Genomic DNA, 24,358 nt, shown 5'->3' on the forward strand with positions numbered 1-24,358 from the left:
TCAATTATTCATCCTTTCCATCTTTAATTTTCTTTAATTCGTTCTCTAACACTTGTTTATTTTCTTGCAACTTATCTTTGATTTCTTTACTCAAGTTAGTGTTTCCAAGTTGTTTATTAACTTCGTCCAGCGTTGTTTTCACTAGTTGATAATCTTTGATTTTTACGTTAATATCATCATCTTTGGATATCTTATTACATTCCTCCGCCTTTTTAACGTCACCTTTACGTAAATAAGCTAATGCCAATTGGCCATAAAGCGCCTGACTTTCACTCTTACCAGTCATCTCCTCCGCCTTAGCTAAGTTATTCTCTTTCAAATAAGAGAAACCTAAAAATGCATATCGCGTATTGTTCATACGCAGCTTTTCTGGCGTCTTTTCATACATCTGAGTTACTTTGGTGTAGGCTTTGCCTAGAAAGGCTATATCGAACGCTATGGCTTCATCAGGGTATGCTTCATAAGCTTCCATTAATATATCTGTATCCATTGCCTCGACTTTCGCTTCTTCCCATTTCCAAAATTCATCCGGATATTCACTCGCCATTGATTTATAGTCTTTTTCCGACTTTAAAACGCTAAAAGAATCATTGGAATTATTCGCTTTATTCGAAGAAAAAAAAGTCACACTGACAAAAATAATAGAACAAATAAGAAGCAGAGAAATTACACTAGCAGCTATCCACTTCCATTTATCTTTAAAAAGGGCTATTGTTTGGCTTATTGGTATTTGTTTTAAAAGCAAGGAGATTTTGCTAGGGCCAGTTTTTTTCGGTTTTACTTGCTTAATTATTGGCTGTTTAACAGATTCTTTTTCCGTTTCCTTTTCAGTTGGTGTAAGAGGTTCTTTATTTGATACATTTATTTCATGCTTGTTTTCTAATTCGTTATCCTTCGATTGAACCTCATTTGATTTTATTGGAGGATACGAATTAGAAATGGGTTTCTCTTTTAGACCGGAGGGGTTCTGCTGATTCTTATAAACATCCGTAGTTAAATATTTCATAATTTCTTTCTTACGTTTCTTATCTAGCATGTTATTCTTAACACCCAATTCTAACTTTGCTTCAATAGAATTAAGGATATTAAGTTGATCATCAGACTCCCATGTAAATAGGCCTACCGTTTGAGATTGTTGATTTTTTGTTTGATTAAGTTCAAATCGAATTTTCGTAAACCCGTTTGATCCATTTAAAAGATCATTGATAGCATTATGAAACTGACTAAAAAGCATCTCTTGCCCAACAAAAAAAGGTATTTCCTTTTCCACATTTTTTACCACACTAATTCGTATCCACCAAATCAACATTTATTTCACCAGATCAATAACAAATTGAACAATTTGTGGAGCTGCAAAAACGCCACCAATACCAAATAATGTGTTCATAACGATTTTACCAGCAGTTCCACTTCTATCTATCCATTTGAATTTCATAATTAAGAAACCAATGGAAACCATCGCTACACCTAGCCATAATGTAATTCCTGTGACGAAATCATAGACACCTTCTCCAGCTGCATTTACAGAGGATTGAATGTCGCCTGATGTTTTAGCTGCAAAAGCTTGTGTTGGTGCCAGTAAAAATAAGCAGATACTAAAAAAAGCCCCCATCATTTTCATAATGGTTGGCTTTTGTAAAATTCGATCCTTCATTGATTTTTTTGCAGTAGATGAACTTGTTCTCTCCATGAATTTTTCTTGTTCTTCCATTTATTCATCTTCCTTTCTTTTGTTACTATTTTCATCAGTAGGTTTTAACTGTTCTTCTTGCTTCGAATGAGTGACTTTATTGGTCATTAAATCTACTCCATTCTCTTTCGGACTTTCCCCTTGCTTTTTACGCAGTTGGGAATTTTCTACTTGTAGCTTCGCCATCTGTTGTAGCAACATTCTGGAGCCTTCATCAATATTATTTTTTTCTAACTCTTTTACTTTTAATTGATGTAATAAATCATTGGGATCTTCTCCATTTGCTTCTGCTAACAAGTTGAAAAGACTAGTAACTTTCGTCTTTTCTGCTTTGGTAATCATTTGCATTTGCATCCTCCTATCCTTGTTTTTTCACAAAATAAAAAACCATCTATTTTATAGATCGTTTCATCTTGTCACTATAGTTGCTGCATCACCACCTTTACTTTCATATAAGAATAATTAAGCAAATCTCTCCTTTAGTTTATTTATATATATTACTTTTCCCTTCTTTAGTTCAACCTCGTACCTTGATAAGTTGGCATAAACTAAATATTGATTACCACTCACGTTTCTAATATCGTCCACAATGAATCCATCATTTTTAAAAAAAGTTGTTATGACTTTTCCATCTTCCAGTAACCTATATTCTTCTATTTTCTGATTAAATCTCTCAGTTTCTAAATTTTCTTTTTCTCTGGCCTCCTTCCGTTCATTTTCTTCTTTCATTGTTTGTTGTTGTTTTTCAAATCTTCCTAATAAGAGATCGTATGCACTTTGTGCCTTTTCCGTAAAGGACACCGATCTCCAGATACTTTTCTCGTAGTCCTTCAAAGCTTCTTTGAAAATTATTACATCTACTTCTGGTATTTCTGATAGTGGGGATATAGCTCTTCCTACTAAAATACCCGGAAATTTATTGGATGTTCGATCGCATTTTATTCGTACACGTTTATTTAATTGATATTTATCTATGAACAGATTAAGTCTTATTTTACTTAGTAATTTCCCGTAAATAATAATTATCACTATAAAAAAAGTCGATATTCCCATTAAAAATGAATGCATGGGTAAAATGAAAAATCCAATAATCGAACATATACATAATATATTGAGAAAAATTCGTACTTTATCATGCTTTTTCATAACTTAAAATACAACCTCCTTTAATTAATCTCCCTCGATAAGTATAGGAGAAGACAGCATTTCATTTTCATGTGAATGCCAGTTATAGACATCTATTACCTTGTCTCCTACTACTCTAATAATATATTGATCAGAATTAATATATACTAGAGAATAACCCATCGAAATTTCTTGGATTTTAGTTACTATCAAATTTTTCTTTTGAAAGTAATGCTTTATCTCACTTTCTTGCCTTCTACGTAAAGCTAACTTCCATTCTCGATCAAATAACCTGCTTTCATCGTGAAGATTTTTTTCCCAGTCTGCGTTTCGTTTGTCTAAATTCTCTAACATCCTTTGCTGAAAAGCTGAAACGGCTAGTCGTTGTTCATCAATTTGTTGAATCAAGTCATCGAAAGCTTTTTGAGCTTTTCTTGTAAAGTTAACTGTCCTCCAAGAACTGTTCATATACTTTTCTAATGCTTCTTCAAAGATCTCCACATTAACCCTTGCTACACGGATTAATGGAGGCTGAATGAATGAACCTATAGTACTCACTTCATTAGTTTGACCAGAATTAAATTCTTTTGACGTCAACGACTCTTTTCTAAGATTCCTACATCGTTTCATGATGAGTTTTAATTCCGTTTTTACCATAGATCTCGCTAATGTCACGACTAAGATTAAAGCACCAGCTAACACTTTTGTCAAAAGTTGAAAATCGTCCTTATCTTCCATTGGGATTAGTATCACTAGTATCGCTAAAACAATTATTACGTTTAAGGATATTCTTTCATATCCTAACCATTTATCTTTTTTCATGTAATATCACTATCACTAGAAAATCCCTCTAGTTCCAGCAAAAGCATTTCTACTTCGTTCATAAGCGATGCTTTTTCTATCCGTAATTCCTCCAGCGCATGCTCTAAAGATTGATTTTCATTTAGAAGAAAACTTATTGTTGACTCGAGCAGGTAGCCATTTTTTACTGGCTTAAACAAATCTTCTTTCGGTGATATCTTAAAAGAGGCACATTCTAACTTTCTCTCCTGCAACATTTTTTTGTTTTCCTCACTTAATCTTTGTATTTCCATTTCCAACCAACCGACTCTATTTAGAAATTTTTCTATAGTATCCTTACTATTTTCTGATGAAACCCGTTCTTGTCTACTAGCAATTACCATTATTAAAGCTATTACAAATAACGCGGTTAACAAAATAACCACCACTCCATCCACAAATTCCACCTTTAATTGATTGATGCTGTTCAATATTTATTCCTCCTCTATTTGTGTTTGACTCACTTATTTTCCGTCTTCGTAGGTATCTAGTTTAGATCCAGAATAAACATCGCTCATCGTGTCTTCAGTAGCTTGATAGTTACCTTTATTATCTTTTTCTAAATACATCGTGAACGTATGACTATTCTTTAGCATAGGTGCTTTATTTCCTTGTTGAAATAGCTCGCCTATCGCCCAAAATTGTAGTACAGCATTTGCTTTTTGTGTTAAATCTGATGGATATTTACTCAATGCTAAGTTTTGATCAAATCCAATTAAACTGTCCATATATGAGTTAGCTTGATTAGCAAGAGCATTCATCGCTAGTCCTTTCACTTCCACCGTAACTTCTGCTCCGTTATCACTTTCTTTGCTGTCAATAACCTTGTAGTCATTCACTTGTTCAAAGTATTTAACCATTGCTGTTGCATACTCGCTCTTGATTTTCTCAGGAGTATATAATTCAGAAAATCCTTGATATTCAATTACTAACGGATACTCGATTGGCGTTACTGCACCAACTCTGTCGTAAAAGAATTTCTTTTGCTCTTCTTTAAAACTAGAAGTGCTTTCGCCCGTTACATCCTTAATTTCAGCTGTTTTCGCATCGTAAATGTAACTCAGATATCTTTCAGCTACGTATTTTGAATCTTGCAAGCTGCTTTTTTGTTCTACTTTTTCAGTTGTTTCCGTTTGGGTTTGAGTTTGAGGTTGCGAAGCTGGAGCATTTGCGGCACTTTGGCCACAACCGGATAGGGGTAGGATAAGCATTGCTGCTACCAGGGAAGTTGTAATTAATTTTGTTTGTTTTTTCATTGTAATTCCTCCAAATAGTTATTATGTTTTTATTTATTTGACACTATAATGCGCCCAAGATTTTGATGTTTTGCATCATTGCATAAATAATCGTTGCAAAGTCTGTTTCATCAAAAATAAGTTCAAATTCATTTTCGTACCCTTTATATTTTCCGAAGTTTAGGAACTCGACTTTCTTTAGTTCCATTTCTAATGTTTTTTTCGTTTGTTTGGCTTTTAATTTAATTAGATTATTAGGTACTGTCTTTTGTAGCTCGTAAAAAGCTTTAATGAAATCAGCTTCGTTAAATTGTTGTGGAATGCACACAGTCGCTCTATGATTGACTAGTTTAGTATTATTTAAATGTTTCCGATTTTTTGGCATGTAAAGTGTCACTTGAATTTTTTTCATTCTTTTTGTCATGTCACAGCTCCTTTCTGCATTTAATTAACGATTCAATAAAAAAGAGAGCAACTTTCGCTACTCTCCTTTTATAGTTGCTATTAATTTTGGTTCAAACGTTTTCTTCTAAGTTGTACTAGTAAATAGATTCCTACAGCAGTCAAAATAGTTCCTAGGCTATAAAGCATCAAATCTAGGGAGCTATCGCCCGTGCTAGGTAGGAAGCCTTTTTGGACAGGTAATTTTTCATTATGCATGATAGTTTTTGTTACTTTACCATCCTTGACCGTAAATTTCACAGTTGAGGTATTTAATTTGTAACCATCGTTAGGAATTTTTTCAGTAAGTTCATATTCACCTTCCGGAAGATTAAACTTCTTAGCTGTGTTTGTAGAAACCCACGTTAAATCAACATCTTTTCCTTCGATATGCAGAGTCGCCCCTGGCAATTCCTTATCTCCAGTGATATCTGTTTTACTAACTTCTACATCCCCTTTTTTAAGGATGTTTGTAACATTTACATTTGCCCAGACAATTTTTGTTTGATCATCTTTATATTTTAGCGTAAATGAAACTGGTTTTAATTCTTTGTACTCAGCTGGCAAGTTGGTTTCAACCAAATTATATTTTCCTAAATATAATTCTTTAGTTGATTCAAATTTACCTTCTTTATTAGTTTTCAAGTGATCAACTACTTCACCTTTTTTAGCACGAACTGTACCATCTGGTGTAACAATATTTTCTTTTGCAACGACATCAAACTCAATGTTCGCAGCCGGAACTTGCTTGTAAACTACTTTTTCTGAAGTAGATTTTTCAGTGTCAATAATTTCCTTAGTTTTAATACCTCGTACTTTACCTTTTGCCGGAGCATCGCTAAAGCTTAATGTGATCATATCTCCATCATTTTCTTCACTAACAGTAAACGAAATTTCTTCTTTATTAAGAAGATATCCGTGCGGAGCTTTTACTTCCACAAGCTTATAATCACCGAATACCAACGATTCTGGCAATACAAGTGTTCCGTCTGCTGCGGTTGTAAATTCAGTTAGATCTTTTTCAGTTGGATAATTGATATGTTGCGAAATAAAATTGCCTTCGCTATCCTTAATTTTGAAAGTTGCTCCTGCACGAGGAATTACTTTCCCTGTTTCTATATCCTTTTTGAGAATTTTCACTTTAGCTTCAATGACTTTATCTTCCAGGATATAATGGAATTTTTGACCTTCTTCGCTAATCGTTACTTCAAAATCAGCTACTGATTTGTAGCCAATTGGCGTTTTAGTTTCACTAATTTTATAAGTCCCGAACGGAAGATTTTTGAAGCTTGCTGCACCGTTTAAGTCTGTTGTTTGAATTTGCGCAACGACACCAGTAGATTTAAGTGTAGCAGTGAACTCAGCTCCAAATAAAGGCTGTTTCTGGCCCTCTGGCAGAGTATTTAGCATACTTTGAAGCAAAGGCTTATTAGCAAACTTAATAAGTTCAAAACCGCCTTTAATGACTGTATCGTTACTAGTTGTATTCCCTAGTAAAAGTTCGGTTACATCGTCTTTTTGGTCAATTTTAACCGGATAAATCGTTTTATCGATGTTGTAACCAGTTGGAGCTTTTGTTTCTTTTACATAAACGGTTTTAGATGCTCCGCCTAACAGCATTTTCTTTGAAGTGGCTGATAAATCTTGGGAAATGGTAATTTCCTCAAGTAATTTAGTAGCTGCTGCATCTTCATAAATACCGTACTTAGCACCTACAAGACTAGCATCACCCTGCGCAGTATCACCTGTTTCAGAATCCGCTTTTTTCACTTTCACTTGGAAAGAAATGGCTTTGTTCGTCACGTTTAAGAGCGTTGTTTCTGCTGCTCTCACAGTTACTTTACGCGGTGTTCTATCAATGGTATAACCAGCTGGAGCTTTTGTTTCTACTACAGTGTAATCTCCAATTAAAAGATCTTTTGCCGTAATAGTTCCATCAGCAGTAGTTTTTACGTGTGCTACGACTTTTCCAGAACTATCTTTCACATCGTACTCTGCATTAGCAAGCGTACGATTATCAGAACCAGTTTTTTTGATCTTCAAATCGCCTACCTGTGCTTCAAATGTAGCTTTAATATCAGTAACTGAAATTGGGTCACGAACTCCCCCAGCTGAAACTAATCTTTGCACATTTGAACTTGATGGATTAAACATTAATGCAGATTTAGGACGCAGGTTAGTGTCAACATCAAATGAAATTGTTTTATCATAATCTGCAGGAGCAGTTAATTTGAAATCTTCATCTGCATTAATAGTAACATTTCCTTTGTACTCTTTACCGCTCCTAGTAACTAAGGTAATATTTGCTGGTAAAGAAATAGTTTGAGTAACATTTACATCAGACTCTAAAACATGTTGATAGTAACCTGTTTCTTGTCTCTTAGTAGTTGAGTTCCATGTAGCTTTTTGACTTTTATTAGTAATAGAAAACTTACCCATTGCTGCTGGTTTTGTTCTAGCTTTTTCTAATAAATATTTCACTCCTGAATCGGCAGCCATCGCTGGACTATCAAAATGACCCAAATAATAATTTAGTGCGACGTAAGTATCTACATAATTTTTTTCGCTAGTCCCATTATGCGGATACCCATATGCTAAAATGTTATAAACACCAGCGTCTGTGTATACAGATTCTGCATAATTAATATTGACTGGAAAATCTTTTGCTGGGTCAATACAGAAGGCTACCTTTCCACCAACATTAATATAAGATGTTGAAGTTGTATATCCACCATAATTAGCACTCCAGCTTCCTGAACTACTACCTGTAGATTTCAGTAGTGGTCTTGGATTTTTACTAGTCATAACAGCTTCACCAGAATCAGTTTGTCCTACTTTAAATCCATTATTTTCTGCTGCTTTTGCCGTAATCAAAGGTGAAAAAATTTGAATTATCAAAGATAAAATTAGCAGCATTGCAATTGATACTTTTGTTAATTGAACGTGTTTTTTCTTCATGTTTACCTCCTATTTATATTCTAATGCTTTAATTTATCGAAAAATTGTTGGCGCTCTAATATTCATCAAATTCACTCCAATAAAAAAAAGCAATGCATTAAATGCATTGCTCTTTTTTGATTATTTAATTACCAACCGAAATATTCATCCGTTCCACCGTTTTCATTTTCAGTAACTTTGTTTATTTTTCCTGGATTAACATTTCCGCTTGGTTTACTACTATTATTACCATTTGATTTCTCACTACTACTTCCTGTACTTCCCCCACTATTTTTGTTGTTCCCTGAACTAGTACCACCACTAACAGATTTATTAGTTGAATCGTTTTTTGATGATTTTTCAGAAGAACTTGAATTAGATTTACTACCTGTGCTGTAATTAGAACTATTAGAATTACTAGCTTCATTTTCAACTACTTTATCGGAACTACTAGTAGATTTATTAGAACTTCCGGAAGTTCTATTTTGATTAACGTCTGCACTTTTTGATTCTTCCTCAGTCACATAAGCACTAACTTTGTCTAAATATTTATTTAAATTCTCTTTAGCAAGTGATTGTTTAATCTTACTTACATTTTCTTTTGCTTGATTATACGCTTCTCTTGTTGTTCCACTTTTGACATCAGTTTTTTGATCACTAGTAAACAACTGATTAACTTTTGCCGTTGCTTCATCAATTATTTTTTTTTGATTGTTTGCTTCGTCTATTACTTTTTGTTGTTCTTCCGCAAAAACTGGTTTTTTCGTTTTTAATCTATCTACATCAGCTTGCGCTAGTTGAATATTCGCACCAGCTACTAACACTTGTTGATCATCTAATAAACTTGCTACTTTCTCTCTTGCATATACCATCTTCATTAAATCATCGATATCAGTAGTTATCGTTTGCATTGCTTTTGCATTATCCAAATCCTTGGGTAATTTCTTAGCTTTTTCAAGCAGTACTTTTACATCCTCTTTCTTAAAAGAAGCTACGATATTTTCCTTCTTTGAATTAGTAAAATACTTATTTATTTCTTCTTGCAGTGCTTTTACTTCACTGTTACTTTGTTTCAGAGCCATTTCTTTTTGATCAGCTTTCACACTGTAATTGTGAAACCCAAGCGCTCCTCCCCCTAAAATAACAACTGCTACAGCCAAACTAACACCAATGATAATTTTTCTTTTTTTCTCCATTTTTTTCCGCTTCCCTTCTATAGTTACAATTATTATACCTTCACTTGAACTTATAATGTGACCTCCAATTAAGTTTTCACATTATTGTCACTTACTCACTCTTTAAAAGTGAATTTTTTTACATTTATTTTAATCTACTCATAAGTACAAAATTGATATCGTTTATGGTAAGGAACGACAAAACCAAAGCGTGCAAGAGTTTATAGTTCACTCTCTAACAAATCCCCTGGTGTTTAGCACGAATCAATCATCCAGGTTCACAAATGCTTAGAACCATGCTTCGAAAGCTGGGAAAGTCCACATTTGCATTTCATTTAATTTTCAAGGTACTATTGCAAATTAATTTATAGAGTTGATTCCACATAATTAACGCAATGCATTATTCGCAATTGCCATTGGTTTATCAATTCCATACTTACGAGTAGATTTATTTTCACTTGAATAAAAATCCTTTATAGCTATTTTTAAATGGTGCTGTGATAAACAACGCTTTGTATGTGTGCGTTCTTTTAGCAATGACCTCATTTGTTTGTGTTCGAACATTCCGAACATGTGGATATATTTCATGCAACAACACTCTTCTTGTTCCATTAATTTCCACCGCATAACCATGCTGATGCTTCAGACACTTTTCCGCCTTCCTATCAATCACATATTCTGCTTTACCAAATTTCCCTTCAAAAGTGCGGATATACACTTTATCTAAACGTATAAATTCATCTTCTGTCATTCCCATTCGCACCGAAGCGCGAATTTTTTTCTTTCGTTTACTCATATTATGAGAAGTATAATTTATACTCGGAATTTTAATTTGTGTCTTCTTTTTAGGAAATTGTTGCTTCTTTAGATTCAGCTTTTTTTTAATTTCCACTGGATCTAAACTTTTTGCAGCTTCTGTGCTTTTAGCCATCGAACTGATGATAGCCCTGTCTTCATCGCTACAGGAGTCAAGTAATGTTTTAAGATGTTTAATTTCTTCTTGATAATTTGTTCTTCCTAAATTTGTCATTATCCATCCTCCTTTTCTAAATAGTTTATGTACTAATAAATCGTTACTTAGTACGAAAAAAAGCGCCCCTACACAATTTTGTGATGGGACGCTTCAACAATTATTACACATATTTCTTCTGCACAAGTAACGAACTGTCATCGCAAACTTTTAGCTGTCTATAGAAGACACGAAAAAGCAAGAAAAAACAAGGCTTTACGATAGTGTTTAAAATATAGTATAATCAAAGTCGAGCCGCGACCACAGTTACTGCTGTGTGTTGTGTGTTACACGTCCTGCGTAATTCTTTGGCGAGAATTACGTAGGATGGCTCTTTATTAAATTTTTCACGTACTAAGTAACTTAGTTACAAGATAGCATTTAAAAAAAAGTTTTGCAAGTCTTTTTTTTACATAGATGCTTCACTTAGTACACAGTTCAGTTTTTAAATTATCCTAAATGGCCATGACCATTAGTTCCAATAAACATTAAAAGTAGATTCATTTTAATGACCCCTCTCGATGTATTTAAAGCATGCTTCATTGCGATTTGTAGGAGTATTGTTTATCTCTAACTCCTAACTTAATTTAACCATAAAACCGCCTTTTGGTCAAAAGTGACCTGTGGTGGTCACTTCTTAAAAATAAAGTACCCCTGAAAATAAGAATCCCTCTATAAAGCCATTCTCAGTAACCTGTAGTGGTCATTTTCTATAAAAAAACTACTTTTCCAAAATTCGTTGTCAGGAGTTGATGAAAATGTCACAAAGATTTCACAATTTAACAACTTACCCCGATGTTGGTCAGACAATTAAACTCATTCGTAAGAATAAGAACATGTCACAAAGGGATGTTGCTGATGATATTCCGCTAAGTACGTATAGAAAAATAGAAAATGATGTGTCAGTTCCTACACTCGTCAACTTTTTTTCTATTCTTAGCAACTTAGAAATATCACTGATTGAATTCATGTTTATTCACAATAAAAATCGATATATCACTAAGGAAAGTCTTTTATATACGTTTAAAAATCTCAGTCACACATTAAATAAATCCAAACTTAAAGCGTTTATTAAAGACTGTAAAGAGTACTTACGCTATCAAACAGATAAAGATATTAAAAATATGCTAGTCGCAATGGAAGCACTACAAATACTAGACTATGAAAATGATCGCGAAAAAGCTGCTGAAATGTGCCAAAAAATTAACAGTGAATTAAAAGCTAAGGAGCACTGGTTTTACTGGGATGCGTTAGTTGCACAAACGATTATGCTTTATCTTGATAATGATTCTGCCTACATCTTAGCAAGTAAAATTCGTGAAGCCTTCGATTATTACGACGATCTGTATCCGGCAAAAGCGAGTAAGGTCCGTGTTCTATTAAACCTCGCTTACTGTTTAAAGTTAAACAATGATATTCTCTCAGCTGAACCACATGTTGATCAAGCTTTAAAAGAAAGTAAGAAATTAGCTGAAAAATATTTGTATTACGATGCTTTATACAAAAAAGCGGAAATTCTGCTTGCTAAACATCAACGTGTAGAAGCTAATAGATTAGCACAAGAAAGCTTCGATGGTCTTGCCTTTCTTAACAAACGAGAATTTTTAGCTGATAATAAAGCCGACTGGGAGCTAATGCTCAAAAAATACGCTAAATAAAAAGCCTGATGATAACACATCTGGCTTTTTTGCATTATCCCAAGTGTGTATGTTCTAAAAATCGATAATCAGCTTGTTGTCGTCTACACGCATCTGAATCTACTTCTTCTTGTATAGACTGCATTCTTCGTGTTAAATCATTTACTTTTTTTTCAAACAGCATATCTTCTTTAGAAGAATGAAGCCCCAATTTAAACCATTTTTTCAATACTTTTATCATTTGTATCAGTCCCTTCTGAAGTATGTGTTTAGTCTAGCATAAAAATCTTCAGAAAAACCAAAAATGTAATGAAATGCCCGATTTCAGTCGTGAACGACCGGAATTGTGATAATTATTACACATTTCTGGATACAATTCGCAATTTTCAAACAGCACAAAAAACCTTTTTAAGTCTTAATTTAAAAAGGTTTTTATCATGTAGCTATTGGATTAATTTATACCCACCAGTGACCGCAAAGAAGGGCCAATGGAGCTGTAAAAAGACTGAACATTGCACTCTCTCCCAACGTTTTTAACTATGTTACAATTACGATAACATGTTATAATCTGGATAGAATGAAAATGGGTATTATAATACGCAAATAGAGAGAAGAGGACAAAACAACATGATAAAAACTTTAGGTGAAACGATTAAATTTATTCGATCTTCCAAAAATATCAGTCAGAAAGAAATCTGCCTGGATACTATTTCAAGAAGCGCTTTAGTCAAAATAGAAAGTGACAAAACCATCCCTTCCGCCAAAACACTCGAATATATTTTGCATCAATTAAGTATTGATCAAGAAGAATTTACACTTGTACGAAATAATTTTCAACTAAGTACTAGACAGCAACTACTTGAAAAATTCAACACAATCAATACTAGTATACGCGTAAAAAAATGGCTCTCACTAGAACAGGAAATGAAACACTTCTTACATACACAAACAGATCCCGTAATTAACGAATATCTGGCGATTGTTAAAGCCCTAATCATTATTGAAACAGAAGACGACTACAACAAAGCAAGCTTACATGTAGCCCCAATTTGGGAACGTATATCCAAAAACGAGGTATGGTTTATTGATGACATACAGTTACTAACATGTATCTTTTACATGTTTGACAACCAAGTAGCACTTACAATAAGCCAGCGCTTATTAAAACAAACAGAAAAGTATCTCCATATGCACAACATTAAACGAATTCAGGCCAATACATTGATGAATATAAGCACCTTATACTTAAACCAGAAAGATTATAAAAATTCCCTGGAATTCATCGATCAAACTATACATACTGCTAAAAAGTATGAATACTATACTTTGTGGCTATTTGCAAAAGGGACAAAAGGAATCCTTAATTGCCTGGAACACAAACCAGATATCGGCATTCCTTTGATCAAAGAATCCTTGTATCTTCTAAAATCATTAGATCAAGAAGATATTGCTAAAGCATTAGAACATGACGTCAACAACTACGTAGCTATTGATGTTCAACTTTAATTCTCCAAAGACCAGGATAACTCCTAGGTCTTTTTATTTTAGTTATAACTAGTGCGTGTAGTCGCTAAAGACAAACGTAACTAGAAATAAGTAATTGGCAATTGAACCCATTTGTTTTTAAGTGCCAGCATCCCTGAGAATTAGAGAGCTAGGCCTGCTTCTGTACACCTTGTCTAGCAATAAAAACATCTGTCGACTTGAACTATTGCCTTCCGGTAACGCCGCTAAAATGGTGTTCTGCGCTGTTAGAGTAGATGTGCTTTTTACGATTTTTTGTGTAATATACTGCGCTGCTTCAGTAAACGTTGCTAAAAAACTAATGTATTTTTCACTTTGATCATGCTTTTTAGTAAGTGCATGACGTATAGCTGCTTCGACAACAATAGCTACCGTTGATAATAATGTTCTTGCTGTTCTTCCTCGACCTTCCACCTTAGAAATAATTCGTTTGGATTGCTTGAGTATTTTTTTTAACGTGGCCAAAGGAATTTTGGTTTCTTCAGCAAGTTCTCTTTGAGATTTTTCTACAAAAGTTTGTCCTGGCAGCATAGTAGTTTGCAAGTATTCTTCCAAATCCTTTTCCCACTCTTCAAAATGAGAGTACGTGCGATTTTCTCGAGCTTTTCTGTGCTTTCTAAACACACGATTACCCGCTTGTTCAAAGATAAATGCTGTAGAATGTTTCATTTCGTTCTCAGTTTGATAGTTTTCTAATATCCCTTGAATATATTCCAGACTGGCTCCTTTATATTTACCAGAAAAAGCACTTTTCAGTACTCTTTCAATTTCTTTTTGAGTGACAGGATATTGTAAATTTGTGTTAAATTCATCTAAAAAATCATACGCTTCTTTATAACTTTTTCCTGATGAATAGCATGCTAGAGCTATTGTAAACGCAGCATTATTACGTCCGTACTGTCCTTTTCTACCGCGAATATTGGTTAATTGCACGAGTTTTTGAAACCATTCTTGTTCCGTGGCAATAGAAAAAGATGCTCGCTCTTTAACTAATTTTAATCCTGGACGATTATGTTTTTGTGTGTAGATTTTTGACCAGATCATTAAATCAGCGAATTGTATTTGATTGGCCAAGTTTTCAAAAATAATATTTTTCGTGTTAGGCGCTCGGAAAAAGCCAAAGTCATTACATCCTTTGTCCACGTGCGGTAACTCTTCGGCAAACGCGTGTTTTAAGTTTGTTGCAATACGTTTCGCAACTCGAAGACTTTTGAAGTTATTCGCATTGCTGATGAAAGTAGGATTTTCTAGCACAAAATACATCTGAAAACCTTTATCCGTCTGCAATATAAACGTCGGTGTTTGATTCAATATTTTCATTGATGCCATAATCATTTTTGCTACATCGACGTTTAATGTGTCGACATCGATAACATATGTATTAATTTGTTGAAGATTGTCTTCTGCGTGACCTTTAACAAATTTTCGTTGTTGATCACTATATGTTCCCCATCGATAAATGTTTGGGGTCCAATGGCTAATTTTATTTTCTTCCTGGATAAGTGCTTCTTGACTTGTTACAATAAATCCTCTTACACCACTCGAACGCTGCAAGTCTTCTTTTTGTCGAACAACAAATTGTACGCCCTTCCGATGATCATTTGCAGCTTCCATTTCCGCAAAATGTTTTTGAATAGACAAAACACCACTACTTTTTCTTTTACGAAACGCAGTGATACCTTCTTTGACGACTGTAGAGATTACAGCGGTGTATGTATATAAATCAACTTCATTCAGTTTTGAATTCATAAAAATATTCATCTCCTTTCTTTAAATTAATTTTTTGAACACAAAAAACAGGAAACCCACTTTTCTAGCATGAATAGACGTTAGAATTTAATCGCTACTCATTACTTAGAAGACAATGTGTTTCCTGATACTGAATTGATAAAAAAGGCTTTTAGTCATTGCTAAATAAGCCTTTTTATGCTATAATTTTTTTAACGAATTTAAAAGATTATAGCTTTCAAAGGTATAATAGGATTCACATATTTGGTCGTATGTGGATAGTATGAACGGAACTGTATGTAAATGTATTGGTCGTACATTTTTCCTACAGTTCTTTTTTAATTATTTTAACCATACAACATTTTATTTTTTTTGTAAAATCATTTTTAAAAAGTATTTTTTGACACTTATACTATTATGTATACATGTAGATTTATATGCATGTATACGAGTATATTTATCTACATGTATATAAATCTACATGTATATCAACTTTTCAAAAAACCGATTCTTATGCCAATTACAGATAACTCTCTATATACTAATCTACAAATCTACATGTATTCCTGTCTACGTGTAGATTTGTAGATTAGTATATTTGTATACTTGTATACATGTAGACGATTTAAAAAAGTAATGCTTGAAACATTGAAAATCATATGTTATTATTAAATCAAAGTTAATCTACATGTAGATTTGTAGATTTTAATAAAATTAAAGGTGGGGTATTATGGCAAAAGTAATTACATTTGGAAATTTTAAGGGTGGAACTGGAAAAACAACAAATAGTGCTATGATTGGACATGAACTTGCAAGGCAAGGACACAAAGTATTATTAATAGATTTGGATCCTCAAGCAAATGCGACTGCTTTATACTTATTAACTAAACAAAGACTGGAAGACAAAGTAGTAACTTTTGATAAAACTCTTATGTCTGCAATTGCTGAAGAAAATTTAGAAGATATTGTTTTAGAGATTAAAGATAATTTATACTTATTACCGAGTTTTGCCGATTTTACATCATATCCATTATTTTTAGAAAAGAAATTTCCTGATAGCCAATTTGATCGCGTTGCATATTTTTCAAAATTAATTACACCATTAAAAAGTAAATTTGACTTTATTTTAATTGATGTTCCACCTACGTTATCTTCATATACAGACTCAGCACTTTATAGTAGTGATTACACAATTATTGTATTACAAACACAAGAGCGAAGCCTGGTGGGTGCTGAAGCATATGTTAAATACCTTCAAGAACTAATTGATAATTATCATGCTGACTTTGATATTTTAGGAGTTCTGCCGGTGCTTTTAAAAAATAATGCTGCCGTTGATATTTCAACTCTCGAAAATGCAAAGGAAAGTTTCGGAGAGCAAAATCTATTCAAAACCGTTGTAAAAAACATGGAACGATTAAAGCGGTATGATTTGATAGGCATAGTTGATCCAGAAGTTGATGGCTCGGCTGATATGCATGATAAAAGAGTACTTAACCTTTATAAAAATGTTACTACCGAATTATTAGAAAGATTAGACGAGAAAGGAGCACTTAATAATGAGTGATACTAGCAAACAATTATTAAGCAAACCAAAGACGATTGAACGTTCCAAACAGATAGAACCAACATCTTCATTCTCAAGGAATAATATCTTCACATCAAATACCGAAACTCAAAAAAGTGTGCCTTCAAAAAAAGCAATTGAAAAAACTACTACTGCACGTCTCAGCTTTAGAAATAAAGATAAAATGAATGCATTGGTTGCTTTAAAAGGACTAGATTCTGTAGATGAGCTACTTGATATCCTAATTGATGAACATGAGGCCGTTTTAACAACCGATGAAAAAAGAGAGCTACGAACTATGGTACAGATTTATGAAAAGAAAAGAAGTAGATAAGTATACATGTAGATAAGTATACATGTAGATAAGTATACATGTATACTTAATAAAATTAAGATACAAAGGCAATAAAAGAAATCTACTAATCTACATGTATATATGTAGATTAGTAGATTTCTTTTATTTTTTTCTTGTTACTAGCCTTTATGGCCACCAATCATTCCAGAACGCTTTAATCCTGTTGCACCAGTTAGCAAACTACTCGCATGCATCATCGATCTAAAACCATAACGCTGTCTAATCTTATCTATAGTAGTATCTAATTGTTCCCGATTAATTGTTCTTTCCGGGTTTTCAAATAAGTTTAATTGAAGACCTGCCTTCCTAGTAATTCCACCGCAAGATAATTCTACTTGTCGTACAGCTTCATTCTCATAATACTTCCAGAAGAGCGTAAGAAAGTGTCCAACAAGTGCCTTATTGCTGCTAGTCGCATCTATTTTAATTTGATGTCTAAAACCACGCTTCACACTAAACTTACTGTATCTAATTCCTAAGTGAACAACAGTCGTATTTACATGCTGCTTTCTCAATCTCATTGCGATATCTTCAGCCATTTCTTGAATAACAATTACGACCTCCATGGGATCGTGGTAATCTCGTTCTAGTATTTGACTCTTTCCATAACTCTTCGAAATAGGCACATATTTTTCATTTATTTTACTATAATCAATGCCATGAGAATGATAGTATAACTGCTCCCCAATCACCCCTAGCCTTCTCTTCAAGAGTGGGGGAGGGGATTGGCTTAATGCATAGACACTATATATTCCTAACCGCTTCAAATTTTCAGCTGTACGATGGCCAACCCCCCACATATCTTCTAAACTTTTAATCTTCCAAATAGTATCTGGAACATCTTCATATCTCCAGGTAGCAATCCCATCATCCCGATGTTTAGCTGCATTATCTAAAGCCAACTTAGATAGCAACAAATTATCACCGATTCCTACTGTCACAAAAAGGCGTAATTCTCTTAAAATATCTGCTTGAATTTTCTCCGCAATTTCTTGTGTCGATCCAAACAATCTGTGAGAACCTGTAACATCTAAAAATGCCTCGTCAATTGAGTAAGCAAGAAAATACTCTCTGGGTACATAACGCAAAAATATCTCCTGGATCATCGCATTCACTTTTAAATATAATTTCATTCGTGGGGGAGCTATGATGATTTCTTTATCCCAAGTGGGGAGTTCATACATTCTCGAACCCGTTTTTATCCGGTGAATTTTCTTCATTGCAGGGCTTGCTGCAAGCACTAAACCTCCGGCGCGATCTGCGTTGCTCATTACTACTAATTTCGCTTTTAAAGGATCTAATCCACGCTTCACACATTCTACACTAGCAAAGAATGATTTTACATCGATACACAGAATATCTTTTCGTGGTGCATGAGAATAATCTTCTACTTGTACCATTTTTCTGTTGTCCGTTCTTCAATGTTTAAGATACTGTAGAAAGACAGGGAAATAACTCCGGAAGCTGCTTGAATAAAAATAATATCACCATCTATTCCAGCAATCCTGCCTATTATATCTGGTTCTGGAAAAGCATCCGCATTTAGGGGCTTTTTTTGTATCACTAATGCAGACTGGTGAGTGATAGCAGCACTTAATACGCTCTCAATGCATTCTGGCGACATAGCTTCTCGCCATTTTAACCTGGTGGATGCTTGTTGCTGATCCATTTGCTCGTTATGTTCACTCAAGAAAAATCCTTGCCATTTTTTAATTCCTCGATCTTGATAGGTCATTACAATCACAACCTTTCAATTGAAATTATTTCCGTATCTCGTACAATAATTCCGGATACAAGAATAGTCTTCAACGGTTCATTAAATAAATAGCATTTGCCCGAAACGTGATGTTCGTAGCCACCACTATACGTGGTAAAACGGAGAGAATAATCATCGTCTATGGAGTCATGTATTAACTTCAAATATTGCTCCCAGCGTTCTTTAGTGACAATAGGTTGAGTGACTCTCTCATAATACTTTTTCCCAATTAACATCATTTCCATGGCCAAAACCTCCAAAAATAATAAGAACATATGTTTGTATACATTATACAAACATATGTTCTTATTTACAATGTGTCTTTTTTATCATTTTTTAGTGTTATAAGTTAATTTTTACTATTTGTTAACTATCGTTCATTCTTTTAAATCTGAATCTAGCAAAATAGAATGATAGATAAGATAGCTTAATTACTTTATAATAAACACAACTTTTTTTGCTTGTCACTAACTAGATTATTCAACTATCACTTTAAAAGGCGCATGCCCTGTTTCAACATTTTGCAATAATGTAGGTTTCCTAAATCTCAGACTTGTATCTAATTTGAAAATCGCCGTTTCATCAATTATTCCTAAAAACGAAACATTTATCCATAAAGGGGCTTTAGGTAAAACACCTCCTAAAACATCAACTGTATCATTTATCCCCAGTTGTTTTCCTCCAATATTTTCTTCAGTTAATACCATTCTTTTCATCATTTCATCTGTACTATCTAATATTTTCCCAGATTCTTCTATGGGAACAATCACGAATCTCTCTTTCAAGCTGTTTATATTTTTAGATTGTTTAATTTCATCTACTGTTTTTTGTAAATTGTTTTTAAATATTTGTTTATTCATTTGTGTAAGTTTAGACATGGTACTGAACCTCCCCAATTATTTTAATTTTGTACTTGTATGACCCAGCTTCCCTAAATCAACATATCCAGATTCAGTTAAATTCATACTATAATTTTCTAGCCAAGCATTTTTGGTATTTATTCCCGAATTCTCAAAAATTTGTTGATAATTATTTGCATGATTTGTAGTAGGAGTATAGTGTCCTGACTGATTATCAATGCGTCGAACATTTCCATTTTTATCAAGTTTTAATTTCCCTGCTGCCTGAACATCTGCACCACCTGCTAAATAAGAATGCCCTTTTCCAACTTTTAGATTACCTTCCATATCAATGATAAAGTCTACCTCATGAATTCCGTCTCTTATTTTAATTTGCCCATTTTCAATTATATAATCAAATGTTTTTCCTTCCTGTCTTTCGTTTGGGTATTTATTTTTTATTAACTGGACTGGGTTTTTACCACCACTTGTACGTTCAGAAATTTTTCCAACTTCTGGTTTTTTTACTTTCTTTGCCATTATTGATTTATTTCTGGCTGCTGCAATTCCAAACCCTAAACCTAATGCCATATCCGTTAATCCTGCATCATCTGTCCAATCTTTCATACTAGCAACATAGGCAGAGGATCTTAATACACCTCCGGAAAATCCGGATACTTTTTCTCCAGTTAAATAGTTTACTCCATCTTTCCAACTATCATTTACTCGCCGTTCGAGTTCTTCCCCCGAAAGTTCTGTGTAAGAAATAGATGGTAATTCCTGGCCATGTTTTTCTAAGAACGCTTGTAATTCCTTGTTCTCTACTCGTTTTCCATCTTTTTCAAGTAACCACATCGTGACTGTTTCACCTTGATCATTCACATATGTATAGGCTAATACCGTGTAATCTTCAAAAGCTTTCGGATACGGATCTTTGTCGTTTTCTTTTCGTGCGTTATCCAGCGCTTTTTTCATAAGCAACAAGCTGTTTGCCGCACTTTTCGGCACGGAATAAGTCCCTGTTTTGTCATTAAAACTCACATGATGTAGCAATTCTTGCACCGCACGTCCGGTTGCCCGAATGAGTTCATCTAATGCACAAAAAAACTGGCCATGGCTTTGTTCGAAAGCTAAATATCTTTCTAGTATGTTCTCTTGTTCGATTGCCTTCAGTAATTGTGTATGAACACTTCTTGATTTCACTGCATAGACTTGTTGCATATCCGGCTTCGTGTTCGGTGCGGTTAATTGTCGATGCAAGTCTTCTTCTTTTCGCTGTAACTGGCTAACCTTGGCCATCGCTTCTTGTAAGATTTCTGCATCAATTCTGGCAGAAGGCGAACTATCCACTTGGCTCCCGAACTCGCGAATATATTGCGATAGTCGCTCTTCGCTTTCATCCAATGCTTCAATGATGCTCTGGCAAATACTTGTATAGGTACTAGAAAAATACCTTTTGGAGGTACTAACTGCTTCTCCTTTTAAACTATTGTCCTGGGCGTAGTCCATTGCCGCTTCTTTGATTTTTTTCATCATGGTTTTGGCTTCGGCATTACTACTTCGCAAACCGTGGAGAAAGTCATTCAATTCCGCAATATCTATCCGGCTCATTGACTCCACTCCTTTTGCAGGGTGGCTTGTTTGGTTTCTAACGTGTGGAGCCTGGCCTTATTTTCTTGTAGTTCTGTGTCTAAATCGCTTCTTTTATCCTGGAGATTACGCCTCCAAGCCTGAGATTCTTCGTGTTGCTGCTCTTCTAAAAAACGATGAAAACCACTGGCTTCTTCGCCTTGCCAGCCACTGCGTAAAAAGTCTAATAACACCAGTTTTTCTTGTGTTAATTGGTGGCTGTCCTCTTCTAACCAATCTTGTTCATTTTGTTTTCTTCTCGTTTGATCGACATTCGTTTCTGCCGTCATCTTCGCTTTTTTGATTTGTTGGAGTTGTTGTTCTAGTTGGCTGTGTGCGCTATCCAATTAACGCACCTCCAACTGATTGATTTTTTGTCCCATGACCTGGTCTTGCTTGGCATAGGCAATACCCATTTTCTTTAATCGTCTCGCATCTTGCTTGGCCACATGTTGAAAATCCTCCACTACGTCTACCAAATCAATCAATGCCGATCGCAATTGATCAATTGAATTGGCTCTGGAATACGCCATGTTCCCGTTTTTTAATGGTAAGTATTTTCCCGAACTTTTACTTGCCAATTTAGTTGCATGTTGTTGGAAGGTTACTTCGTTGACTTTTATTTCTCTCACATTCGTGCTTCCTCTCTGTCCAATAGGATTTAGTTTGATACTCTCCCATTATAACATCGGTAGCATACTGCTTTTGTGAGCGTTTTGTGAATCTATTTGGTAGGAAATAGCGCTACAGAGAATATTTAAGTGAATAAATTAACATTTTATGTCACATGCTATCTCAGTATGAAAACTGTAGTTCGATTATATGATCTACGTTCAACCAAATTTCTTCACAAGAAACAGTTTCTTCAAATTTATTCGTTAAATCATAATTAGTTTCACATTGACTAAATTTTATAAACTGATTTCCGCTATTTAATTGATGTTTTATCCAATTTTGATTTTTTACATCTGATACTTCGATTTCCCCATCGCCTCTTTGCGTACGGTAAATAATCGTTAATACCTCTTCGCTTTCGCTCGTTTCTTTTTCTACTACCCATTTACTTAACTCCATAATCACTCTAGCATCAAGCTGCGTATTAAGACTACGTTGAAATTTTGCAATTACATTGGACAATGAATCGTTTTCACACTCACTTTTCATGCTTTCCAATAAACTCTGATTTCTAATCATTTCTTCTGCTCCCTTAACATATGTTTTTTTATCCAATTTCTATTCCTCCAATTTAATATTGTTTTTCATCCAATTCATTTGACTTTTCTTGCTCCATATACACCTCTAAAAACAAACCGAAATTATAACCTTTAACATCTTTAAACGTTTCAAAACTTAAAGCTTCTGTGGAAAAAAATTCCGGAATTTCAGCGCTATTTAGCTTTATAAAATCATGCAATTCTTGATAGTCCATTCTGTAATAATCTAGTATAGATAAAATAGAAGCGTTTTGATACGGATTTCGTTCAATAGCTTTTAGCAATCCCATAGTTAACTCATATCCAGCAAGTATATAAAATTGTTTGTATTCTTCTCTTCGTGTTAAATTCAATTCATTTCTATATATTTCTTTTACTATAGTTTTAAAATTCTCCAGGAAAACCAACTCCCTATTCTAATTTGCGTTAGTACTGTTATGCTACCAGTGAAAAAACTATAAACCTAAGCTACTTACTGCTTGGTCTTTATCTTCTTGCTCGATGCCGATGTACCTAAGAGTAATTCGAGGGGAAGAATGATTCAACAATACTTGAATTAATTCCAGGCCAATTCCATTTTTGTACAAATGATAGCCAAATGTTTTCCTCATACTATGCGTACCCAAATTTTCTAATCCAGCCTTTTTTCCGGCCGTTGATATAATATACCATCCTTGCTGCCGCGTTAACGGACGTTCTCCAGCCTTTTTCTTTCGACTCGTGAACAAGTAGTGATCTAAATCTTGCTGATCAATCGCCTTCGCATGTTCTTTTACTACAAAATCCCAAATATCCTTTTGCAACTTCTTCGTTAAGATCACGGAGTTGTTTTTTTCCGTTTTTTGCTCGGTCATCTTCAATCGACTTTTCACCCGAACTTTTTGCCGATATATTTCTAACACATCACTTAACTTCAAACTCAACAAATCGGAAATTCGATAGGCCGTATTAATTCCGATAGAAAAAAGCAATACGTTTCTTTCTCCAAAATCGCCCTGGGACAAAATGGTTTTAATCAACGCAATTTTTTCTAAATTTTTGATCGGTTGCACTTCTTCCATTTGAAAAATTCACCTCTTTACCGAATATTACTTAACATCATTATACCATATATTAAGTAATATTCAAAATGAAGGAAGAAAAAAGAGAAAACAAAAAATCGTTTTCTCTCTTAGAACGCCAATGTTTCACGTCGTTTTATCCAATCTTACTCAATGTCATTGAGTAAGATTGGTATTTATTTGTTTTTTAGCCAATTAGAATTTTATTTACAAATTTATACATTTAATTTTCTGGAAAATGCGACAAATCACCCTCTTAACTGTATCTATTTATATATTTAATGAGAGGTGGGAAGATTCATGAAAATAATCCTAGAATTTTTATTTAAAGAGTTATTGTCTTTAGCTATTGAATACGGAATAAATTGGCTTATTTTAAATGATCACATCTATATATTGATCATTATAGTTAGCTTTATTGTTCGTTGTTTTGTAGGAACTTGCGATAAAAAATAATTTTAGTACATAACCATAGCGTTTACCCTTTTTCCAAAAGAGTTTCAATGCTATAATAATAACTGCAGTAGCAAAGTGAATAGACGGTGGCTAATCCTCAGTAGGGGGTGATGCCTATGGTTTACAAAGGTTTTACTCCT

Annotated in this window: 26 protein-coding genes and 1 pseudogene; 4 read left to right on the plus strand and 23 right to left on the minus strand. The window is 34.0% G+C overall.

The window, feature by feature from the left end; translation table 11 throughout:
* Positions 1-4: 4 nt before the first annotated feature.
* From HCB49_RS14115 to HCB49_RS14165, 11 genes are all read right to left on the minus strand, one after another.
* Positions 5-1,309 carry a hypothetical protein gene (locus HCB49_RS14115; protein ID WP_185605319.1) on the minus strand — a complete coding sequence of 435 codons (1,305 nt, stop codon included), beginning with the start codon at positions 1,307-1,309 and terminating at the stop codon, positions 5-7.
* Positions 1,310-1,711 carry a TrbC/VirB2 family protein gene (locus tag HCB49_RS14120; protein ID WP_185605320.1) on the minus strand — a complete coding sequence of 134 codons (402 nt, stop codon included), beginning with the start codon at positions 1,709-1,711 and terminating at the stop codon, positions 1,310-1,312.
* Positions 1,712-2,038: a hypothetical protein gene (locus tag HCB49_RS14125; RefSeq protein WP_185605321.1), complete on the minus strand. Its 327-nt coding sequence runs from the start codon at positions 2,036-2,038 to the stop codon at positions 1,712-1,714.
* 114 nt (positions 2,039-2,152) lie between these two features.
* Positions 2,153-2,836: a hypothetical protein gene (locus HCB49_RS14130; RefSeq protein ID WP_185605322.1), complete on the minus strand. Its 684-nt coding sequence runs from the start codon at positions 2,834-2,836 to the stop codon at positions 2,153-2,155.
* Between the two features lie 24 nt (positions 2,837-2,860).
* On the minus strand, positions 2,861-3,637 hold the full coding sequence (locus tag HCB49_RS14135; protein ID WP_185605323.1) for a hypothetical protein: 777 nt from the start codon (positions 3,635-3,637) through the stop codon (positions 2,861-2,863).
* The gene (locus HCB49_RS14140; RefSeq protein WP_185605324.1) at positions 3,634-4,086 is read right to left on the minus strand and encodes a hypothetical protein; all 453 of its coding nucleotides are present in this window, start codon (positions 4,084-4,086) and stop codon (positions 3,634-3,636) included. The genes HCB49_RS14135 and HCB49_RS14140 overlap by 4 nt, the downstream gene beginning before the upstream one ends.
* 33 nt (positions 4,087-4,119) lie before the next feature.
* The gene (locus HCB49_RS14145) at positions 4,120-4,911 is read right to left on the minus strand and encodes a hypothetical protein (RefSeq protein ID WP_185605325.1); all 792 of its coding nucleotides are present in this window, start codon (positions 4,909-4,911) and stop codon (positions 4,120-4,122) included.
* Between the two features lie 43 nt (positions 4,912-4,954).
* Positions 4,955-5,314, minus strand: coding sequence for a hypothetical protein (locus HCB49_RS14150; RefSeq protein ID WP_185555036.1), 360 nt, complete (start codon positions 5,312-5,314; stop codon positions 4,955-4,957).
* Between the two features lie 80 nt (positions 5,315-5,394).
* Positions 5,395-8,289 carry a SpaA isopeptide-forming pilin-related protein gene (locus tag HCB49_RS14155; RefSeq protein WP_185605326.1) on the minus strand — a complete coding sequence of 965 codons (2,895 nt, stop codon included), beginning with the start codon at positions 8,287-8,289 and terminating at the stop codon, positions 5,395-5,397.
* Between the two features lie 128 nt (positions 8,290-8,417).
* A complete protein-coding gene (locus HCB49_RS14160) occupies positions 8,418-9,464 on the minus strand; it encodes a toxin Cry1Ac domain D-VI-related protein (RefSeq protein WP_185605327.1) in 1,047 nt (348 codons plus the stop codon).
* 433 nt (positions 9,465-9,897) lie between these two features.
* Complete coding sequence (locus tag HCB49_RS14165) at positions 9,898-10,473, minus strand: hypothetical protein (protein WP_185605328.1); 576 nt, start codon at positions 10,471-10,473, stop codon at positions 9,898-9,900.
* A 737-nt stretch (positions 10,474-11,210) separates the two neighbouring features.
* Here HCB49_RS14165 and HCB49_RS14170 point away from each other — a divergent pair.
* Positions 11,211-12,110: a helix-turn-helix domain-containing protein gene (locus HCB49_RS14170; protein WP_185605329.1), complete on the plus strand. Its 900-nt coding sequence runs from the start codon at positions 11,211-11,213 to the stop codon at positions 12,108-12,110.
* A gap of 34 nt (positions 12,111-12,144) precedes the next feature.
* Here HCB49_RS14170 and HCB49_RS14175 read toward each other — a convergent pair whose 3' ends face one another.
* Positions 12,145-12,330 carry a hypothetical protein gene (locus HCB49_RS14175; protein ID WP_185605330.1) on the minus strand — a complete coding sequence of 62 codons (186 nt, stop codon included), beginning with the start codon at positions 12,328-12,330 and terminating at the stop codon, positions 12,145-12,147.
* A 386-nt stretch (positions 12,331-12,716) separates the two neighbouring features.
* On the opposite strand from HCB49_RS14175, the gene HCB49_RS14180 reads away from it, so the two are divergent.
* Positions 12,717-13,595 carry a helix-turn-helix domain-containing protein gene (locus HCB49_RS14180; RefSeq protein ID WP_185605331.1) on the plus strand — a complete coding sequence of 293 codons (879 nt, stop codon included), beginning with the start codon at positions 12,717-12,719 and terminating at the stop codon, positions 13,593-13,595.
* Between the two features lie 117 nt (positions 13,596-13,712).
* Here HCB49_RS14180 and HCB49_RS14185 read toward each other — a convergent pair whose 3' ends face one another.
* Positions 13,713-15,362, minus strand: a complete 1,650-nt coding sequence (locus tag HCB49_RS14185; protein ID WP_185605332.1) for a primase C-terminal domain-containing protein — start codon at positions 15,360-15,362, stop codon at positions 13,713-13,715.
* Positions 15,363-16,071: 709 nt separating this feature from the next.
* Between HCB49_RS14185 and HCB49_RS14190 the strand changes: the two genes are divergently transcribed.
* Positions 16,072-16,908, plus strand: a complete 837-nt coding sequence (locus HCB49_RS14190; protein WP_149059786.1) for a ParA family protein — start codon at positions 16,072-16,074, stop codon at positions 16,906-16,908.
* Positions 16,901-17,242, plus strand: a complete 342-nt coding sequence (locus tag HCB49_RS14195) for a DUF5388 domain-containing protein (protein WP_061399353.1) — start codon at positions 16,901-16,903, stop codon at positions 17,240-17,242. Before HCB49_RS14190 ends, HCB49_RS14195 begins: the two co-directional genes overlap by 8 nt.
* Positions 17,243-17,382: 140 nt before the next feature.
* On the opposite strand, the pseudogene HCB49_RS14200 reads toward HCB49_RS14195, so the two are convergent.
* The 10 genes and pseudogenes from HCB49_RS14200 to HCB49_RS14245 all read right to left on the minus strand — a co-directional run bounded on the left by HCB49_RS14200 (position 17,383) and on the right by HCB49_RS14245 (position 23,762).
* Positions 17,383-18,638 (minus strand): annotated as a pseudogene (locus HCB49_RS14200) (Y-family DNA polymerase).
* A gap of 12 nt (positions 18,639-18,650) precedes the next feature.
* The gene (locus tag HCB49_RS14415) at positions 18,651-18,998 is read right to left on the minus strand and encodes a hypothetical protein (RefSeq protein ID WP_260479535.1); all 348 of its coding nucleotides are present in this window, start codon (positions 18,996-18,998) and stop codon (positions 18,651-18,653) included.
* 5 nt (positions 18,999-19,003) lie between these two features.
* Positions 19,004-19,264: a YolD-like family protein gene (locus tag HCB49_RS14210; RefSeq protein WP_260479536.1), complete on the minus strand. Its 261-nt coding sequence runs from the start codon at positions 19,262-19,264 to the stop codon at positions 19,004-19,006.
* A 231-nt stretch (positions 19,265-19,495) separates the two neighbouring features.
* Complete coding sequence (locus HCB49_RS14215; protein ID WP_185605335.1) at positions 19,496-19,897, minus strand: hypothetical protein; 402 nt, start codon at positions 19,895-19,897, stop codon at positions 19,496-19,498.
* Between the two features lie 18 nt (positions 19,898-19,915).
* Complete coding sequence (locus tag HCB49_RS14220) at positions 19,916-21,469, minus strand: LXG domain-containing protein (RefSeq protein ID WP_185605336.1); 1,554 nt, start codon at positions 21,467-21,469, stop codon at positions 19,916-19,918.
* Entirely contained in the window at positions 21,466-21,834 is a 369-nt protein-coding gene (locus HCB49_RS14225; RefSeq protein WP_185605337.1) for a ribonuclease P, read from the minus strand. Before HCB49_RS14225 ends, HCB49_RS14220 begins: the two co-directional genes overlap by 4 nt.
* Complete coding sequence (locus HCB49_RS14230; protein WP_185605338.1) at positions 21,835-22,119, minus strand: DUF3130 domain-containing protein; 285 nt, start codon at positions 22,117-22,119, stop codon at positions 21,835-21,837.
* Positions 22,120-22,282: 163 nt separating this feature from the next.
* Positions 22,283-22,717 carry a hypothetical protein gene (locus tag HCB49_RS14235; protein ID WP_185605339.1) on the minus strand — a complete coding sequence of 145 codons (435 nt, stop codon included), beginning with the start codon at positions 22,715-22,717 and terminating at the stop codon, positions 22,283-22,285.
* A 16-nt stretch (positions 22,718-22,733) separates the two neighbouring features.
* Positions 22,734-23,054 carry a hypothetical protein gene (locus HCB49_RS14240; RefSeq protein ID WP_185605340.1) on the minus strand — a complete coding sequence of 107 codons (321 nt, stop codon included), beginning with the start codon at positions 23,052-23,054 and terminating at the stop codon, positions 22,734-22,736.
* A 102-nt stretch (positions 23,055-23,156) separates the two neighbouring features.
* Positions 23,157-23,762: a tyrosine-type recombinase/integrase gene (locus tag HCB49_RS14245; protein ID WP_185605341.1), complete on the minus strand. Its 606-nt coding sequence runs from the start codon at positions 23,760-23,762 to the stop codon at positions 23,157-23,159.
* Between the last annotated feature and the right edge of the window lie 596 nt (positions 23,763-24,358).

It is taken from the genome of Listeria cossartiae subsp. cayugensis (assembly GCF_014229095.1).
In the GTDB taxonomy this organism is placed as follows: domain Bacteria; phylum Bacillota; class Bacilli; order Lactobacillales; family Listeriaceae; genus Listeria; species Listeria cayugensis.